The organism is Pseudofrankia coriaricola (assembly GCF_032027725.1).
Classification (GTDB): domain Bacteria; phylum Actinomycetota; class Actinomycetes; order Frankiales; family Frankiaceae; genus Pseudofrankia.
On record NZ_JASNFO010000135.1, the window covers coordinates 1 to 17,816 of the forward strand.

13 protein-coding genes are annotated in these 17,816 nt (G+C 72.1%); 4 read left to right on the forward strand and 9 right to left on the reverse strand.

All coding sequences use genetic code 11. The annotated features are described in order from the left end of the window. Positions 1 to 347: 347 nt before the first annotated feature. The gene (locus tag QOZ89_RS44190; RefSeq protein ID WP_083419923.1) at positions 348 to 2,603 is read right to left on the reverse strand and encodes an MMPL family transporter; all 2,256 of its coding nucleotides are present in this window, start codon (positions 2,601 to 2,603) and stop codon (positions 348 to 350) included. A gap of 397 nt (positions 2,604 to 3,000) precedes the next feature. Between QOZ89_RS44190 and QOZ89_RS44195 the strand changes: the two genes are divergently transcribed. Genes QOZ89_RS44195 through QOZ89_RS44205 form a run of 3 tightly spaced genes read left to right on the forward strand, consistent with a single transcriptional unit; the run spans position 3,001 to position 5,212 of the window. After that, on the forward strand, positions 3,001 to 3,438 hold the full coding sequence (locus QOZ89_RS44195) for a hypothetical protein (RefSeq protein ID WP_071053574.1): 438 nt from the start codon (positions 3,001 to 3,003) through the stop codon (positions 3,436 to 3,438). A gap of 29 nt (positions 3,439 to 3,467) precedes the next feature. Continuing rightward, positions 3,468 to 4,235, forward strand: coding sequence for a hypothetical protein (locus tag QOZ89_RS44200; RefSeq protein ID WP_312630177.1), 768 nt, complete (start codon positions 3,468 to 3,470; stop codon positions 4,233 to 4,235). A gap of 14 nt (positions 4,236 to 4,249) precedes the next feature. Continuing rightward, positions 4,250 to 5,212 carry a hypothetical protein gene (locus tag QOZ89_RS44205; RefSeq protein WP_071053576.1) on the forward strand — a complete coding sequence of 321 codons (963 nt, stop codon included), beginning with the start codon at positions 4,250 to 4,252 and terminating at the stop codon, positions 5,210 to 5,212. Positions 5,213 to 5,515: 303 nt separating this feature from the next. Here the strand turns inward: QOZ89_RS44205 and QOZ89_RS44210 are convergent, their stop codons facing one another. Next, positions 5,516 to 6,505: a pseudouridine-5'-phosphate glycosidase gene (locus QOZ89_RS44210; RefSeq protein ID WP_071053577.1), complete on the reverse strand. Its 990-nt coding sequence runs from the start codon at positions 6,503 to 6,505 to the stop codon at positions 5,516 to 5,518. Positions 6,506 to 6,821: 316 nt separating this feature from the next. On the opposite strand from QOZ89_RS44210, the gene QOZ89_RS44215 reads away from it, so the two are divergent. Then, on the forward strand, positions 6,822 to 7,589 hold the full coding sequence (locus QOZ89_RS44215) for a hypothetical protein (protein WP_131804203.1): 768 nt from the start codon (positions 6,822 to 6,824) through the stop codon (positions 7,587 to 7,589). Between the two features lie 137 nt (positions 7,590 to 7,726). Here QOZ89_RS44215 and clpB read toward each other — a convergent pair whose 3' ends face one another. The 7 genes from clpB to QOZ89_RS44250 all read right to left on the reverse strand — a co-directional run bounded on the left by clpB (position 7,727) and on the right by QOZ89_RS44250 (position 17,674). Next, positions 7,727 to 10,360, reverse strand: a complete 2,634-nt coding sequence (clpB, locus tag QOZ89_RS44220; RefSeq protein WP_071053580.1) for an ATP-dependent chaperone ClpB — start codon at positions 10,358 to 10,360, stop codon at positions 7,727 to 7,729. 185 nt (positions 10,361 to 10,545) lie between these two features. Continuing rightward, positions 10,546 to 11,019, reverse strand: coding sequence for a helix-turn-helix domain-containing protein (locus tag QOZ89_RS44225; RefSeq protein ID WP_071053581.1), 474 nt, complete (start codon positions 11,017 to 11,019; stop codon positions 10,546 to 10,548). A 201-nt stretch (positions 11,020 to 11,220) separates the two neighbouring features. Continuing rightward, positions 11,221 to 11,886, reverse strand: coding sequence for a heat shock protein transcriptional repressor HspR (locus tag QOZ89_RS44230; RefSeq protein WP_083419924.1), 666 nt, complete (start codon positions 11,884 to 11,886; stop codon positions 11,221 to 11,223). A gap of 133 nt (positions 11,887 to 12,019) precedes the next feature. Continuing rightward, positions 12,020 to 13,180, reverse strand: coding sequence for a molecular chaperone DnaJ (gene dnaJ / locus QOZ89_RS44235; RefSeq protein ID WP_071053582.1), 1,161 nt, complete (start codon positions 13,178 to 13,180; stop codon positions 12,020 to 12,022). Positions 13,181 to 13,342: 162 nt separating this feature from the next. Then, entirely contained in the window at positions 13,343 to 14,032 is a 690-nt protein-coding gene (gene grpE / locus QOZ89_RS44240) for a nucleotide exchange factor GrpE (RefSeq protein ID WP_312630178.1), read from the reverse strand. A 53-nt stretch (positions 14,033 to 14,085) separates the two neighbouring features. Further along, complete coding sequence (gene dnaK, locus QOZ89_RS44245) at positions 14,086 to 15,918, reverse strand: molecular chaperone DnaK (RefSeq protein ID WP_071053584.1); 1,833 nt, start codon at positions 15,916 to 15,918, stop codon at positions 14,086 to 14,088. A gap of 526 nt (positions 15,919 to 16,444) precedes the next feature. After that, positions 16,445 to 17,674: a nuclease-related domain-containing protein gene (locus tag QOZ89_RS44250; protein WP_071053625.1), complete on the reverse strand. Its 1,230-nt coding sequence runs from the start codon at positions 17,672 to 17,674 to the stop codon at positions 16,445 to 16,447. Positions 17,675 to 17,816: the final 142 nt, after the last annotated feature.

A 17,816-nucleotide genomic window follows, 5' to 3' on the forward strand; every position in this document is an offset into this window, starting at 1 on the left:
CGCTACGGCCCCTTACTCGCTTCGCTCCCAAGGGACCTCCGCGCCGTGTCCTCCTCCGCGAACGGGGGCGCCCGCGGCCCCCCCCGCCGCCCCCCCCCCAGGCGGGCGGCGGGGGGGGGGCGCCCCGCGGGGGGGCCCCCCCCCCCCCCCGCCGCGGCGGCCCCCCTACGTCGCTGCGCTCGTAGGCGGGCCTCCGCGGAGGCGCGCCTCCGCGCCCAGCTCGGTTGCTTGCCGCTGTGACGTCACCAACCCGAAGACGACCACGTTCGCGGGGGTCACTTCGCTTCGCTCGTGGCCGGGCCTCCGCGGAGGTTCGGTTGCGACCGGGGTGAACGGCCCCGGCGTCGTCACCCGCGGTGGGTGAGGTGCGAGGGTGTGTGGTCGTTTGGCGGGGTGATGGGAGGCAGGTTGGTCGTCGTCTCGTCCGACGTGCGGCGGCCGAGGCGGCTGGGCCACCACATGGCGGCCCCGATGTCCAGGGCGAGCGCCGGGACCAGGATCGAGCGCACCACGAGGGTGTCGAGCAGGACTCCGAAGGCGACCAGGAAGCCGATCTCGGCGAGCTGCACCAGCGGGAAGATGAACAGCACCGAGAACGTGGCCGCGAGCACCACCCCGGCCGACGTGATGACCCCGCCGGTGACGGCGAGCCCGCGCCGCACCCCGGTCCGGGCGTCGGTCCGGGCGGCCTCCTCCCGGACCCGCGTCATCAGGAAGATGTTGTAGTCGACCCCGAGCGCCACCAGGAAGATGAACCCGAACAGCTCCAGCGACGGGTCGGAGCCGGGAAAGCCGAAGACGTGGGTGAAGGCCAGCGCCGACACCCCGAGCGCGGCCAGGAACGACAGCACCACGGTCGCGATCAGCAGCGGCGGCGCGACCACGGATCGCAGCAGCAGCCCGAGGATCACCAGCACGACGGCGAGCACAAGCGGGATGATCAGCTGACGGTCGCGCACCGAGGCCTCGTGGACGTCGAGGTTCACCGCCGTGTTCCCACCGACCAGCGCGTGCGCGCCCGGCACGGCGTGGACCCGGTCCCGCAGCCGCTCGATCGTCGCGAACGAGGCGGCGCTGTTGGGCGAGTCGGAGAGCACCACCAGGAACTGCGTGAACCCGCCGCCACTGTTGCTTTCCACCGAGGCCGCGACGCCCGGGGTCGCGTCGATCGTCGTGCCCAGCTCGTCGTCGGCGCTGGAGGCGCCGATGACATAGGTGGGCTCGCTCGCGCCTGGCGGGAAATGCGCCTCGATGATCCGTTGGCCGACGACCGAGTCGGTGGACTTCCGGAACGCGTCCTGCTGGCGCAGCCCGGTGTCGAGCGCGACGATGCCGACCGCGAGCGCCGCCAGAACCGCGGCCGTGACCAGGCAGACCAGCCGGGGGCGGCGGGCGATCGTGGCGCCGATCCGCGCCCAGGCGCCGGTCATGGACATATCCACGGTGTTGGTCCCGGCCACGGCTACGGCCACGGCCACCCCGCCGGCCACCTCGGTGGGGACGGCGGCCAGCCTGGGGACGAATGGCCAGAACAGCCGCCGCCCGCAGATCACCATCGCGGCCGGCAGCAGTGTCATGATCGTGATGAACGCGATGGCGATCCCGACCGCGCCGACCGGGCCGAGCCCGCGGTCCGAGTTCAGCTCGCCGAGCAGTAGGCAGAGCAGGCCGATGATGACGGTGCCGGCCGAGCCCAGGATCGCCGGGCCCGCGCGCCGCACGGCGACCCGCATCGCGTCGGCCGGCGCGGCGTACCTGGTCAGCTCCTCGCGATAGCGGGCTATCAGCAGCAGGGCGTAGTCGGTCCCGGCGCCGAACACCAGCACCCGCAGGATGCCGGCGCTCTGCCCGTTGACGGTCAGGCCGGCATGGCGCGCGAGCAGGTAGGTGGCCGCTCCCGCGGTCTGGTCGGCGGCGCCGACCGCCAGCAGCGGCACCAGCCAGAGGAACGGGCCGCGATAGACGATCAGCAGGATCACCGCGACGACGCCGGCCGTGACGAACAGGAGCGTGCCCTCGACCTCACTGAACAGCGTGTAGGTGTCCACGATGACGCCCGCGGGACCGGTGACCGACGTCTCGAGGCCCGGCGGGGCCAGCCCGCGCACAGTCGAGCGCATCTGGTCGATCCGGTCGGCGAACTTGTTGGCGTCCTTTGACTGCTCCATCGGGACGATCAGTAGTGAGGCCCGCCCGTCCGGGGAAGGGACCGGCGGGGGGAGCTGGGTGGTCCCGAACGGCGCGAGCCGGGCCGCCGCGGTCTGGACCGCGGCCTGGTCTCGCGCCGTCAGCGGGCCGTCCGCCCGGGCGAACACCACCACCGCGGGGATCGCGTCCCCGCCGGGGAGGTTCCGCTGGGCGGCGAGCACCTTGGTGGACTCCGCGTTCGGCGGCAGGAAGGCCGCCGCGTCATTGGTCTGCGCGTCGTCGAGGCGCGAGGCCAGCGGAGTGGCCACCAGGGCGAGCGCCAGCCACAGCAGGACGATGACCCAGCGCGTCCCCCGCCCGGTCATCAGCCCCACCAGGCGCTCCACGCCCCTCACCCGCGTCTCGTCGGTTGCCGACGAGCCCTCAGGGCGAGCAGAGGCCCCCAACTGGCGCATCCCAGACCCCCCTCGAAGCGCCCCCACCCGAGCCGCCCGGGCTGGCCCGGGCGGCTCGGCAGCGTCACCCGGTGCGTCCTCGCGCGGCACGTTACTAGCCGGTTCCGACATTTCGCCCAGATCGCTCGACCCGGTCCGCCGCGCCGCGATCCGGGCCGACACGCCGCCGGCCACGCGGCGACACGCCGCTCCGAGGGAGGATCGTCGCAGCACCGAGCCGTCCGCGCCGCCTGATGTTGCCGCCCGCCTACGTACGCGGCTCGGCCGGCTCGGCCGGGTGATATCCGGTGTATGCGCAACCAGACTGCCGTTGCCCATACTTCGGCGGGGAAGACCACGAATACCTGAGATAACGGCCAACTGAATAACATCGGTCACCCAGGATTTGGCTGGCGGAGTGGGATTGGCGCACTGGAGTCAGGACGAGACTCCGATCGCGGTGGCGAGCGGAGCCCAACTCAATACCCACGACAGCAGCGTCGTGGTGATCTCCGGCGCGCGGATCGTGCCGTCCGGCCTGCATGGCCGCCACGTCAAAGACCTGAGCGACCCGCGCTTCGATGCCTGTGTGCGGCAGGTCGTTGTGGGCGAGTTCATCGAGGGCGCCCAGGATGAAACCGTCGAAGCCGACGAAGTTACGGATCGGCAGGTTCCGGTTCCGCCCGGAGCGCTGGCGCCGCGAGGGCCGGCCGCGGCCGCGGCCGCGGGAACCCCCGCGAGCCCGAGCTGGGGCGGCTCCCTACGCTTCGGTCGGGGGCGTTTTGTCGGGGAACAGGCGGTCCTGACGGGAGCGACTGGTCTCACCGGCCGGGGCATGGGGGATGGGGACAGCTGATGCGGTCGAGTCGGGAACGGACGCGGGTAATGGCCGCGGCGGGCGCGGCGGCCCTGTCGCTGGTGTTGGCGGGGTGCGGGCTGGGCTCGGACTCCGGAGACGGCGCGGCCGCGACGGAGCAGCCGTCCGCCCCGGCGGTGAGCGACAGCCCGGCCGCGGTGGCCACGACAGTGGCCACGACGGCGGCCGCGGCACCGCTTCGGGCGGCGGACTTCACCCTCACCAACGGCTCGGGCTTCACCGGGTTCGCACCCGCGAACGGCGCCACCGGCGCCGATGCGGGGGCCGCGCCATTCGCCGCGTTGGCGTCCTGCCTCGGGATATCGGCCGCCGACGCGGCGGACAGGTCGACCGACCGCGCCGAGAGCGCTCACCTGACCAACAGCGGCACGGGTATCACCCTCTGGTCGGACGCCCAGATAGCGCCGGCCGGCCAGCTTGACCGCGATGCCGGCCTGCTGCGCCACCCGCGCTTCGCCGACTGCGTGACCGCCCAGACCAAGAAGGACGCCGGCGCCGCGCTTGCGGCGAAGTACGGTGCGGACGGGGTCTTCGACACGGAGGCGGTGACCCGTGACGACGTGCCCCTGCCCGCCGGCGCGCTGGCGCGCACCTCGGTGGTCGTGCTCGCCGGTACCGCGAATGGTGGCCAGGCCCAGCTTTTCTACGACACCATCTACCTGGGGTCGGGCCAGGTGGAGGCACAGCTGCACCTGGTCGGCTCGATAGATCCGCCGAGCGAGGATCTGGTCAGCGTGGCCGCGGCCCAGCTGGCGGCCAAGCTCGGCCCGAGGTAGGTGGGGAGGGCGCCGTGGCCGGACCGGCAGGGACGCGACCATCGGGACGTGCCCGGCGCGTCGGCGGCCTCATCGTCGCGTTGATCGTCCCTCTCGTCCTGGTCGGGTGCACGGGCGGTAGCGGGAGCCCGCCCGGCGACGTCGCGACGCGGCAGGCCGGCGGCACCGCCCCGCCCCCGCCTCCGTCGCCAACCGCGTCCGCGAGCGCGTCGACGGAGGCTGGGTCCGGCTCGCGGCTCGACCTGCGCGCCGTCAACTTCGTGCTGACCGCCGGGCCGGACACGCCCGGCTTCGCCTCGGAGCCCAGCTCCAAGGACGACTACGAGGAGACGCCGGACGACGACTTCGCCAAGTGCCTGGGGATCGCGGCCGCCGACCTCCAGGACACCTCCACCGACACGGCCTACGGCCCCCAGCTCACGGATGCCGCCACGGGCCTGTCGATGAGCTCGATTGCCTCGATCGTCCCTGCGGGCACGCTCGACCGGGACGTGAAGCTCCTGCGCAACCCGCGTTACCCCCGGTGCGTCGCCGAGTCGTTCCTGGCACAGCAACGCGCCGACGCCCCCTCTATGGAGATCGTCTCGGCCGGCGTCGGGCCCGAGCTGCCAGGCGTCCTGGGCAGCACCTCGCTGGTCTTCCGGGTGAAGGTCGAGGACCTGGCGCGCGCCGGGGGCGGGGCGGGTGGCGGCGTCGTCACCGCGTTCAGGCCCGGCGCCGCCGGCGCCGCCAGCGGTCCCGGCGGTCCTGACCGCCTTGTTGGCACGGCGACGGACGACGGCTCCGCCACCCTGGCGGCGCGCCCGGCGGCCGAGCGCGCGCCGCTGACCATCGAGATCTACTACGACGTGTACTACGCCGGTAAGAGCAGGGTGGAGACGATGGTCCACGTGGTGGGCTACGTACACCGACCGGACCCGAGCCGGATCGCGCCCGCCGTCGCCCAGGTCGTCGGCAAGATCGACCGGCAGGGCTGACGCCCGCCGGGCCGGAGAGGCCCGCGGCCCGGCGGGCGACTGCATCCAGGCCGCGTGCGCGCTGGACCTAGTGCTGCCTCAGGCAATGTCGGCCCGGCCGACGGGTCGGGCGGAGCGGCGGGCCGGCCACTCCTCTCCCGCGCGTGGCAGGCGCCCGGGGGATCCCGGACGTCCTGTCAGACGTCAGGGTCACCAAACGGTGCTTGGTCGTGGCCCTGACGTCTGACAGGATTCCCCGTGATGTCGGACAGGATGGGCGCGCGGCCGCACGTGCGCGCAGGGCGAACGTTGCCGGGCAAGGCATTAGGCCGCGTTTCCGCGGTCCTTGGCCCAGGCCGTCGCGATCTTGGCGGCGACCCGGACATTGCCCCGGACCACCGCGAGGTTCACCTCAAGGCTCCTGCCCGCGGTCTCGCGGTGGAACGCGGCGAGCAGGAACGGGGTGACGGCCTTGCCGCGCAGCCCGGCGCGTCCCGCCGCGGCGAGCGCGTCGGTGAGCACCCGGTCATGCAGCTCCCGGTCCAGCGCCTCGGGTTCGGCGACCGGGTTCGCGACCACGACCGCGCCCGACGTGCCGAGCCGGTCGGCGGCGGCCATCACGGCGCTCACCTGTTCCGCGTCGTCGACCCGCCAGTCCAGCCGATGACCGGTGCTCGGCAGGTAGAAGCCGGGGAAGTCCGCCGTCCGCCAGCCGAGCACCGTGACACCGAGCGTCTCGAGCCGCTCCAGGGTCGCGCCGACATCCAGGATGGACTTCACCCCGGCGCAGACGACGGTGATCGGGGTCGCGGCCAGCGTCGGCAGGTCCGCTGACTCGTCATAGCTGACGGTGCCGAGCCCGGCGGGCGGGCCGTCGTCGCCGGACCCGTCCGATCCGCCGAGGGCCTCGTCGCCCGCGGCACGGTGCACCCCGCCGAGGCCGCCGGTCGCGAACACCCTGATCCCGACCCGTGCCGCGAGCCAGGCCGTCGAGGCGACGGTGGTCGCGCCGGTGCGCCCGAGCGCTCCCGCCGGGGCGAGGTCGCGCACCGACAGCTTCAACACCTCGGACCCGTCGCCGGTGATCCGTTCCAGGCCGGCGGCGTCGAGCCCGACCGTCGGTACGCCGTCGAGCACGGCGACGGTCGCTGGTACCGCCCCGCCCGCGCGGACCAGCTGCTCCAGCTCGCCGCCGACCTCCCGGTTCCGCGGCGCCGGCAGCCCGTGCGCGAGCAGCGTCGACTCCAGCGCCACCACCGCCCACCCGTCGGCGAGCGCGTCCTGTACCTCGGCGGACACCTTGATATCGGGCATGGCCCGACCATAGTGGCTGGGTTCCGGTGGAAGCACCCTGGACGGCCGATACCGGCGGGGCGGACCGCGCCGAACTCGTGGTGGCCGGTGCCGGGTATTCGTGGTGGCACGATTGTCGGGTCGCCGAATTCCTTCTCGACATTCTCTTCAGGGTGCTGACGGACGCCGCCGCCCGCGCCCTGACCTGCCGAATGTCAGTGATCACTGGATTCATCGCGAAAGGATGGCCGAGCATGTCCTGGTGCTGACACGTGCGTCGGGCGGGTGACAACAGAAAATGGTTAACTTTCTCGCCAGCGCCATTAACCTGAATCACATGAACACAGCGGTTATGAGTGGCCGTCACCGTAATGGGCGGCGTTTTCTTCCGGTCGCGCTGACCGCCGCCGCGGCGGTGCTCGCGACCACGCTGGCCGCGTGCCAGGGCGACGGCCCCTCGGCGGTCGCCCCGGCCAGCGCCAGCGCGTCCGCCAGCGCGGCACCGACGGCCGTCGCGACGCCGTCGCGGGCTCCGCTGCGCGCGGCCGACTTCGCTCTCGGCGTGGGCCCGGCGACCAGCGGCTACACGATGGAGCCGGACCCCGACCAGGGCGAGAACTCGATCCTGGGCGGACCGATCGCCGACTGCCTTCAGCTGACGCAGGCCGATCTCGGCCCGGCCGCCACGGATCACGCCAACGGCCCGGTGTTCACCGACGACGAGGTCGGCACGAACGTCCGCTCCTTTGCCTCGGTGTTCGCGTCGGCCGACACCGTCGCCGCGCACCGCGACCTCATCCGAAACGACCTGTTCCCCGGCTGCTGGGGCAAGGCACTCGTCGACGAAACGGACTCGGACGATTTCTCCGCGACCCTGACGCACACGCAGACCGCGACGCCTCCGCCCGGGGCGACCGACCGGATCCAGATCGAGCTGGACACCTACTCGGACGGTCAGGAGATCATGATGTACTGCGACATGGTGATCATATTCACTGGTCGTGTGGAGACCGCGATCTTCGTCGTGAACCCGTTCGAGCCGATCGACGAGACCACTCTGACCGGCCTGACCTCCCAGGTGGAACAGAAGGTCGCCCAGCAATAGCGCAAGGTCCCCGGCGATGACGCGGGGCGATGGCAGGCTTGCGTCGGCAACGGCGCCGACGTGCACGGGCCGGTGGGACAGCGTCGTCCCACCGGCCCGTGGCCGTCTCGGGCCAGCCCGCGACCGGGCTTGCCTGGTCAGAGAGTCTTTCGGGGTGCTCCCGCCGTGACCGCCGGGTGGACCGTCAGGCCGCGGCCGTCGGCGGCCACGTCGACGACGACCTCGTCGCCGTCGTGCACCTGGCCGCCCAGCAGCTCGCGCGCCAGCTGGTCGCCGATCGCGGTCTGCACCAGCCGGCGCAGCGGGCGGGCGCCGTAGACGGGGTCGTTGCCCTTGTCCGCTAGCCAGCCCTTGGCGGCGTCACTGACCGTCAGTGTGATCCGGCGGTCGGTCAGCCGCCCGCGCAGCCGGTCGAGCTGCAGGTCGACGATCCTGGTGAGGTTCTCCTTGTCGAGCTGGTCGAAGATGAGCACCGCGTCGAGCCGGTTGACGAACTCCGGCTTGAACGCCTCGCGTACCGCGACCTGGACCATGTTCGCCCTGGCCTCCGGCGACAGCGTCGGGTCGGCGATGTACTGCGAGCCCAGGTTGGACGTGAGTACCAGGATCGTGTTGCGGAAGTCGACGGTGCGGCCCTGGCCGTCGGTCAGCCGGCCGTCGTCGAGCACCTGCAGCAGCACGTCGAAGACATCCGGATGGGCCTTCTCGACCTCGTCGAGCAGGATCACGCTGTACGGCCGGCGCCGGATCGCCTCGGTCAGCTGGCCGCCGGACTCGAAGCCGATGTAGCCGGGCGGAGCGCCGATCAGCCGGGCCACCGAGTGCTTCTCGGCGTACTCCGACATGTCGATGCGCACCACCGCGCGGTCGTCGTCGAACAGGAAGTCCGCGAGCGCCTTCGCGAGCTCGGTCTTGCCGACGCCCGTCGGGCCGAGGAACAGGAACGAGCCGGTCGGCCGGTCCGGGTCGGAGATGCCGGCGCGCGCACGGCGCACCGCGTCCGAGACGGCCCGCACGGCGGCGTCCTGCCCGATCACCCGGGCGTGCAGCTCGTCCTCCATCCGCAGCAGCTTGGCCGTCTCACCCTCGAGCATCCGGCCGGCCGGGATGCCGGTCCAGCTCGCGACCACCTCCGCGACGTCGTCCGGCCCGACCTCCTCGTTGAGCATCGGCTCACCGCCCGCGGAGCCGTCCGCCTTGCCGCCGAGGCCCTCGGTGGCCGCGGCCAACCGCTTCTCCAGCGCCGGGATGGTGCCGTACCGCAGCTCGCCGGCGCGCGCGAGGTCGAGGTCACGCTCGGCGATCTCCATCTCCCGCCGGCCGTTCTCCAGCTCCTCCTTGACCTTCTGCACCTCGCCGATGGCGTTCTTCTCCCGCTGCCAGCGGGCCGTGAGCGCCGTGAGCTCCTCCTGCTTGCCGGACAGCTCACGGCGAAGCCGGTCGAGGCGGGCCTTGGAGGCGTCGTCGCTCTCCTTGGCCAGCGCCATCTCCTCGATCTCCAGCCGGCGCACCGCCCGCTCGAGCTCGTCGATGGCGACCGGCCGGCTGTCGAGCTCCATCCGAAGCCGGGACGCGGCCTCGTCGACCAGGTCGATCGCCTTGTCCGGCAGGAAGCGCGCGGTTACGTACCGGTCGGAGAGGGCAGCGGCGGCGACCAGGGCGGCGTCCGTGATCCGCACGCCATGATGGACCTCGTAACGCTCCTTGAGGCCGCGCAGGATGCCGATGGTGTCTTCCACCGACGGCTCGCCCACCAGGACCGGCTGGAAGCGACGCTCCAGCGCGGGGTCCTTCTCGATCCGGTTGCGGTACTCGTCGAGGGTGGTCGCGCCGATCATGCGGAGCTCGCCGCGGGCGAGCATGGGCTTGAGCATGTTGCCGGCGTCCATCGCCCCCTCGGCGGCGCCCGCGCCCACGACGGTGTGCAGCTCGTCGATGAAGGTGATGATCTGGCCCTCGGCCTCGCGAATCTCGTTCAGGACCGCCGTCAGCCGCTCCTCGAACTCGCCGCGCAGCTTCGAGCCGGCCACCATCGAGCCCAGGTCGAGCGAGACGATCCGCCGGCCGCGCAGCGACTCGGGCACGTCGCCCGCGACCACCCGCAGCGCGAGGCCCTCGACGATCGCGGTCTTGCCGACGCCCGGCTCGCCGATGAGCACCGGGTTGTTCTTGGTCCGCCGCGAGAGGACCTGGATGACCCGGCGGATCTCGGCGTCCCGGCCGACGACCGGGTCGAGCTTGCCGGCGCGGGCGCGCTCGGTGAGGTCCAGGGAGTACTTCTCCAGGGCGCGGTACGAGCCCTCCGGGTCGCGGCTGGTCACCCTGCGGGCGCCGCCGCGGACCTTCTCGATGGCGCCGCGCAGCGCGTCGGCCGTCGCTCCGGCGGAGACGAGGAGACGCCCCGCCTCGCCGCCCTCCTCCGCCAGCGCGATCACCAGATGCTCGACCGAGGTGTACTCGTCGCCCAGGCGGGCGGCCTGACGCTCGGCGTTGTCGAGCACGGCGACCAGCTGACGGGACAGCTGCGGGGGCGAGACGCTCGCGCCGGTGGCGTGCGGCAGCCGGCTGACCGCGCTCTCGGCTCGCTGGCGGACCGTGTCGACGGACACCTCGGCCTCGGCCACCAGCGCGCTCGCGACGCCATCCTGCTGCGCGAGCAGCGCGGTGAGCAGGTGCAACGGGTCGACAAGTGGCGACCCGTCGCCGGTGGCGCGGGAGATGGCGGAGGACAGCGCCTCCTGGGTGCGGGCGGTCAGCCGGTCAGCATTCATCTACTTCCCCACGGTCCTCGGCGGTCAGCTACACCGGCGACGTCGGTGCGCCCGACGTCGCCTGCGCTGAGAATATCTGAGTCTACTCGGCTCAACCTTGAAGGAGGGTTGGTTGTTCCTCCGGACGAGCACCATTCGTCGTTACCGGAGGTGGCGGCGTGTCTCAGCGGCGAAGCGTGGCAGGGTCACGAGCGGGTGGGTTTGGGCGTCGCGGTCAGGTTGTAGAGATCATCCTCCTCCGCGTCCGCGGCCATCTGGTCGAGGGTCTGGCGGCGTTCGCGGCGGGTGCGGTCGCGGTAGTCGAGGATGTCGCGGAGCATGACGCGGCGATGGCGACCGCGCATGGTGTAGGGGATCTCGCCGTCGGTCAGGAGTCGGACCAGGGTCGGTCTGGAGATGTTCAGCAGGTCCGCGGCCTCTTGGGTGGTGAGCATGGTGTTGTGCGGCGCGATTGTGATCGCCAGCCCCTGCGACAGGGCCGCCACGACGTCGCGCAGAACGCCGTATAGCTCGTCGGGGATGTCCATCTGCGAGCCGTCCGGGCCGACCAGCTGAGCCCGCGCGGGCTCCTCGACCCGGGCGAGCCTGCGGGCGAACCGAGCGAGGTCGGATCCGTCAGCTGGCGGGAGGACGGTTCTTTCGCGAATCATGGCAGCCATGAGTCCAGGCTACGTCTAATCGAAAAAACCGCAAGCAAGGGGTTGAGCTGGAATCCGGGGCTGACGCCGGCTCCAGGTGGGGTCCCAGCCCTGTTCCGCCTCGTCCAGTAGGGCACCTGGCAGCTGCGCGAACGGCCCGGGCGACCGTGGGGCCGCGCCGGGCCGGTGCGATGGGGCGGAAGGGCTAGGCCGCGCTGGACGTCAGCGACGAGGGCCCGGACGCCAGACGACGATCGCGCCGCGGTCCACCGGGACCAGGTCGCGGCGGTGGCTGGCGTGCGCCTCGGCGACGCGGCGGTCGGCCTCGACCCGGGCCTTCGCCAGTTCCTCGTGCAGCTGGCGGACCTCGGCCTGCAGCGCGAGCACCTGGGTGCCGAGCCGGAGGATCTGGCGAATGCCCTCCAGGTTGACGCCCTCCTCCTGGGAGAGCCGCTGGACCTCGCGCAGCAGCGCGACATCGCGCGCGGAGTAGCGCCGGCCGCGCCCGGCGGTCCGCCCCGGAGTCACCAGGCCAAGCCGGTCGTAGGACCGCAGCGTCTGCGGGTGCATGCCCGCGAGCTCGGCCGCGATCGAGATCACGTACACCGGCGCGTCGTCGTCGTGCGCCGGGCCGGGAATGCCCGGCAGTGGGTAACGCGGCCGCTCAGCGGCCCCGCGGTCTGTCGGCGGGCCCCCGGGTACCGAGCCGGACAGCGGTCCGCCGTGGGCACCGGCACCACCGTGGGAGCGTTGACGCCCGGCGGCCCTGCCGCCCCGGCGGCCGGCCGCGCCAGGGCCGTCCATGCCGGTCTCGTCCCCGCCGGCCGCGCGGTGTCCAGGGACACCCGGCGTCGGCGGGTCGGAGGTGCGGTGCGCTCTTGAGTTCATCTGCCTGCCTCACTTCCCCCTGGTCGACGGGCGCCGCCGACCGAAGTGCCTCCCCCGGGGACTGGCAATAATCACCTGGTCGTGCCCGCCCCCGCGGGCACCACCCATGAGCCGCGGCCTGCTCGGCCGCCGGTCAGATCTGGCCGAACTGCTCGAGAAGGGCCTCACGCGGGTCACCGGGGTGTGCCAGCGCGAACTCCTGCAGAGCGGTCCTGGCCTTCGGGGACAGATCGCTGGGCTTCGGGACCGTCACCTCGACGGTGACGATCAGGTCGCCGTGGCCGCCGTCCGTCTTCGGTACGCCGCGTCCCTTGGCCCGCAGCCGCCGCCCGCTGGACGTGCCGGGCGGCACCTTCACGGTCAGCGGCGCGCCGTCCAGCGTGGGCACCTTGACCGACGCGCCCAGCGTCGCCTCGGAGAAGGTGATCGGCAGCGTGATGGTCAGGTTCGGGCCCTCGCGGCCGAAGACCGGATGCGGCTGGACGTGCACGGTCACCTCGAGGTCGCCTGGGCTGCCGCCGCGCTCGCCTGGGCTACCGCGTCCCCGGACCTTCAGCCGTTGGGCGTCGGCGACACCGGCGGGAATCCGGATCCGCTGCTCCCGGGCGCGCCGTCCACTGCCCTGGCAGTCCGGGCACGGGTGCTCGATGATCTGGCCGACGCCCCGGCACTCCCGGCACGGCTCGGAGAGCGCGAACCCGCCCTGCGAGCGGGAGATCACGCCAAGCCCGCGGCAGACCGGGCAGGTCCGTGGCATCGTCCCCGGCCGGGAGCCGACACCGTTGCAGGTCGCGCAGGTCGCGGCGCCCGGGATGCGGACCGTCGCCTCCAGGCCGGTCAACGACTTCTCGAACGAGATCGTTACCTCGGCCTCGATGTCGGTGCCGCGACGCGGCCCGCGGCCCTGCGAGGACCGCTGGAACATGTCGCCGAAGCCGCCGAGCAGGTCGTCGAGGTTCACCCCGCCCTGGGTGCCGAAGCCGCCGTAGCCGCCGGGGCCACCGAAGCCGGGGCCGCCCGGGTTGGGAACGCCTGAGCCGCCGGGGAAACGGCCCGACTGGAACAGTGCCCTGGCCTCGTCGTACTCGCGGCGGCGGCGCTCGTCGGAGAGGACGTCGTAGGCTTCGGAGATCTCCTTGAAACGCGCCTCGGCCTTGGCGTCTCCCGGGTTCTTGTCCGGGTGCAGCTCGCGGGCGAGCTTGCGGTACGCCTTCTTGATGTCCGCAGCCGGCGCGTCCTTGGGAACGCCGAGAGCGGCGTAGTAGTCCTTCTCGACCATGTCGCGAACACTCACGGCGCCCCTCCTCTCTTCATGAGACGGGGCGCGGGGCGCCCCGTCGTCGGACGCCCCGCGCCCGACCTGTACCTGCCGGCAGGCCCGCCGGACCGGCGTAGCCGGTCCGGCGGGAACCCCGGGGCTCCGGAGAGGCCGGGGGCGCGGGCTGCCCGATCTCTCTCACCTGTCAACGCTGGGGCCGCCGCCCCCCGGGCCGGGAACGCTGCCCGTGTCGTCAGGGGGCGGCGCGTCCGCGGTGTCCGCGGCCGCCGGCTCGGCCGGCGCCTCGGGCTCGTCGACCGGCTCGGCCACGGCGACCTGCGCCACCCGCAGGACCCGGCCGCCGTACGAGTAGCCGGCCCGGAAGACCTCGACGCAGGTCGGCGAGCTCACATCGCCGCGGTACGAGTGCATCAGCGCCTCGTGCTGCAGCGGGTCGAACTCGTCGCCGACGGCGCCGAACCGCTCCAGCCCGACCGCCTCGAGCGCGGTCTCGAGCGACTCGGCTACCGCCTTGAAGGGCCCTTCCAGATCGCCGTGGTCACGGGCGCGACCGATGTCGTCGAGGGTGGGCAGTACCGCGCCGAGCACCCGGCCGGTCGCCTGCTCGGCGATCAGCTGGCGGTCCCGTTCGACGCGGCGCCGGTAGTTGTCGTACTCGGCCTTCAGCCGCTGCAGGTCCGCGGTGCGTTCCCGGACCGCGGCGTTCAGCGACTCGACCAGCGCCAGGGTCTCGGCGTCCGGACCGGGCGCGCCGGCCCCGCCGGCGGCGGAGGCCGCCGCCGGCGAGGAACCGGCGCTCGCGCCCGTACCCGCCTGGGCGCGGATCTCCCCGCTGTTGGGGTCGATACGCCGACGGTCACGGACCACGACAGGAGGCTCCTCGTCTCGGCCCGAGGCCCGGCCCGCGTCGTGGCCAGAGCTCACTGCTTGCCCTCCTCGTCGACGATCTCGGCGTCCACCACGTCGTCGTCGGCCGGGTTGGCCGCCGTCGGGCCGCCGGCGGCGCCGCTCGCCTGCGCCTGCTCGTACATCGACTGGCCCATCGCGGTGCTGGCCTTGCCGAGCTCCTCGGTCGCCGTCCGGATCGCGGCGATGTCGGTGCCCGCGACGGCCCCGCGCAGCGCCGCCAGCTTCTCCTCGACGTCGGTCTTGATGGTGGCGTCGATCTTGTCGCCGTTCTCGGCCAGGAACCGCTCGGTCGAGTAGACCAGCGACTCGCCCTGGTTGCGGGTCTCGGCCTCCTCGCGGCGGGTGCGGTCCTCCTCCGCGTACTGCTCGGCGTCGCGGATCATCGTCTCGATGTCGTCCTTCGGCAGCGCGGAGCCGCCGGTGATCGTCATCGACTGCTCCTTGCTGGTGCCGAGGTCCTTCGCCGAGACGTGCACGATGCCGTTCGCGTCGATGTCGAAGGTGACCTCGATCTGCGGCACGTTGCGCGGAGCCGGCGGCAGGCCGGTGAGCTCGAACATGCCGAGCTTCTTGTTGTAGACCGCCATCTCGCGCTCGCCCTGGAAGACCTGGATCTGCACGGACGGCTGGCTGTCCTCCGCCGTCGTGAAGATCTCCGAGCGCTTCGTCGGGATCGTGGTGTTCCGCTCGATCAGCTTGGTCATGATGCCGCCCTTGGTCTCGATGCCAAGCGACAGCGGGGTGACGTCGAGCAGCAGGACGTCCTTGACCTCGCCCTTGAGCACTCCGGCCTGCAGGCTCGCGCCGACGGCGACGACCTCGTCCGGGTTGACGCCCTTGTTCGGCTCCTTGCCGCCGGTCAGCTCGCGGACCACGTCGACGACGGCCGGCATCCGGGTGGAGCCGCCGACGAGCACGACGTGGTCGATCTGGCTGACCTTGATCCCGGCGTCCTTGACCGCCTGCTGGAACGGGATCTTGCAGCGGTCGATCAGGTCCTGCGTCATCCGCTGGAACTCGGCCCGGGTCAGCGTCACGTCCAGGTGCAGCGGGCCCTCGGCCGAGGCGGTGATGTAGGGCAGGTTGATCGAGGTCTGCGTCGACTGCGACAGCTCGATCTTGGCCTTCTCCGCGGCCTCACGCAGCCGCTGCAGGGCCATCTTGTCCTTGCCGAGGTCGACCCCGTGCTGGCCCTGGAAGGTCTTGATCAGGTGGTCGGCGACCCGCTGGTCCCAGTCGTCACCGCCGAGGTGGGTGTCGCCGTGGGTGGCCTTGACCTCCACGACGCCGTCCCCGATCTCTAGCAGGGACACGTCGAACGTGCCACCGCCGAGGTCGAAGACCAGGATCGTCTGCTCCTTCTCGCCCTTGTCCAGGCCGTAGGCGAGCGCGGCCGCGGTCGGCTCGTTCACGATCCGCATGACGTTGAGGCCGGCGATCTCGCCCGCCTCCTTGGTCGCCTGCCGCTGGGCGTCGTCGAAGTACGCCGGGACGGTGATGACCGCGTCGGTGATGGTGTCGCCCAGGTAGGCCTCGGCGTCCCGCTTGAGCTTCTGCAGGATGAAGGCGCTGATCTGCTGGGGTGTGAAGTCCTTGGTGTCGACCTTCATCTTCCAGCTGGTGCCCATGTGGCGCTTGACCGACCGGATGGTGCGCTCAACATTGGTGACTGCCTGCCGCTTGGCGACCTCGCCGACCAGGACCTCGCCGTTCTTCGCGAAGGCCACGACCGACGGGGTCGTGCGCGAGCCCTCGGCGTTCGCGATGACCGTTGGCTCACCACCCTCGAGCACGCTCACGACGGAGTTCGTGGTGCCGAGGTCGATGCCGACCGCTCGTGCCATGTCTGTGTGCCTCTCGATCTGATGGCACCGCCGCACGGAGTTCCTGCCGGATCAGGATAGTCGATCTTGGAGGTCGTGCCGTGTGCGGAGCCGCCGTTAAGTGTGCTGTTGTACTTGCCGTCCGTGGGACGAGGCCCTCGGACGGCCGAGTCCCTGACCGGGCGTAGCTCGACGCCGGGTGCCTGGAGCGGTCGAGCCGCTCCGCGGCGAGGCCCGGAGCCGCGCCCGGCTGGGAGCCACGGCCATCGAAAGCCGACTGGGTGTCAGCTAACACGGTGAGCCACTCGGGTCAGGTGGGTTGAGTGTAGATGACTCAGGATCGCCGCTGTCAGAATAGCTCGTCGAAGCTGAGTCACGTTGGCTCAACCTTGCGGAGCCGACTTCTCTTCCCGGTTCGCTACCTGGCGGACCCGACCCGTCAGACGCGCGACGGCGCGCGGCCTGAGTGGCCGCGCGCCGTCGTGAGGGCTGGGAGTCCGGGACCGATGAGAGTCCGGACCGCTGAGGGCCCGGGGCCGAGACGGGTCTACCCCTTGGTGCTGTCCGAGCCCTTCTGGGGAGCGGGCGGCTCCTGCTCGGGACGGACGGTGGCGAGGCTCCGCCGGCCGCCGGGCGGCCGGGGGGCGCCGGCTCGCCTGGCGCCCCGCAGCGGCGAGACGATCCCGTCCGGCGGCTCGGTGGCGCGGGGCGGCGGTGGCGCGGTGTCGTCGGCGGTGTGAATACCGATGTCGTATGCGCCGGAGTCGTCGTCGAGCAGGCTGAGGTCGCCGTCGATCTCGTCCCCGCCGGTGGGGATGCCGGTCCTGGTGAAGCCGTCGGCCTGGCGGGACAGCTGCGCCTCCAGCGAGGCCAGCCGGTCGAGCAGGTCGGAGGCGTCGCCGTCGCGTTCCCGGATGGTGTGCAGCGTGTCCATCAGCATCAGCCACTGGTCCCGGTGCAGCGTGACCTGCTCGATGGACCGGTTGTCGATGAACGCGGGGAACAGCGTGCGCGCGGCCGCCACGACCTGTTTGACCTCGGCCGGGTTGAGCCGGCGCGGCCGGCCACGGGCCCAGTCGACGATCGAACGGATATTGATGATCGTGACCCCGTTGACCGCGCCGTCCTTCCACAGCACGTCCGCCTCGACCATCACCAGAACCGCGTTCACCGGGATCTTCACCAGCGGAACCTCGGCGCGCAGCTCGGTCTTGATCTGCTCGGCGAGGAAGGCCGCCCGCTCGATCGCCCCGGTGAGCGGATCACCATCGATGCTGGCGATCTTCTTGGTGTACCGGACGACGCCCTTGCCGGCCTCGCTGCCGAGGATCAGTACCCCGGCGGGGCCGACGAGCAGGTGGCCGACGACCGCGTCGGCGCTTGGCACCCGCATGTCGTGCATGACCACCCAGCCGTGCCGGCGCAGCCGGGCAAGGGCGCGCGCCGTCTTGCGTTCCGCCTCGGCGCTCAGGCGCAGAGTCTCGATCTCGCTGTCGCCGCCGAACGCGGACAGGACGATGACCGCGCTCCATCCGGCGACGATCAGGACGAAGATGCCGAACGCGAAGCCGCCCGGCAGGTCGACGCCGAACGCCAGCACCAGGCTGACCAGCAGGGCGACCGGCACGGACTTGGCCAGCGAGCGCGGGAGCACCCGGCCGAGCCGGTCGCGCCGCACCAGCGCCCGATGCTCACGGGCACGCCGATATTCGGAATAGTGGAACTGACCGGGGCGCCCGGTCTTGTTCGCCGTCGCCGCCCTGGTGATCGTCGCCATCGTGCCCACCGTGGTTCGCAGGGGTGTTCAACGGAGGTTGGAGCGCGCGTCGGCGCGCGGCACCACATGGCCGGGCAGCACGCAGCCGAACAGCACGCCGCTGGCGTGGTTCATCTTGCGGCCCGTGGAAGTGCGCGCACAA

Coding starts and splice junctions, on each gene's coding strand:
- clpB (WP_071053580.1), bottom strand. CDS start 10,360: ATGAATGCTGACCGGCTGACCGCCCGCACCCAGGAGGCGCTGTCCTCC.
- QOZ89_RS44200 (WP_312630177.1), top strand. CDS start 3,468: ATGGCCGCGGCGGGCGCGGCGGCCCTGTCGCTGGTGTTGGCGGGGTGC.
- QOZ89_RS44225 (WP_071053581.1), bottom strand. CDS start 11,019: ATGGCTGCCATGATTCGCGAAAGAACCGTCCTCCCGCCAGCTGACGGA.
- QOZ89_RS44250 (WP_071053625.1), bottom strand. CDS start 17,674: ATGGCGACGATCACCAGGGCGGCGACGGCGAACAAGACCGGGCGCCCC.
- QOZ89_RS44190 (WP_083419923.1), bottom strand. CDS start 2,603: ATGCGCCAGTTGGGGGCCTCTGCTCGCCCTGAGGGCTCGTCGGCAACC.
- QOZ89_RS44210 (WP_071053577.1), bottom strand. CDS start 6,505: ATGCCCGATATCAAGGTGTCCGCCGAGGTACAGGACGCGCTCGCCGAC.
- dnaK (WP_071053584.1), bottom strand. CDS start 15,918: ATGGCACGAGCGGTCGGCATCGACCTCGGCACCACGAACTCCGTCGTG.
- QOZ89_RS44215 (WP_131804203.1), top strand. CDS start 6,822: ATGAACACAGCGGTTATGAGTGGCCGTCACCGTAATGGGCGGCGTTTT.
- QOZ89_RS44230 (WP_083419924.1), bottom strand. CDS start 11,886: ATGAACTCAAGAGCGCACCGCACCTCCGACCCGCCGACGCCGGGTGTC.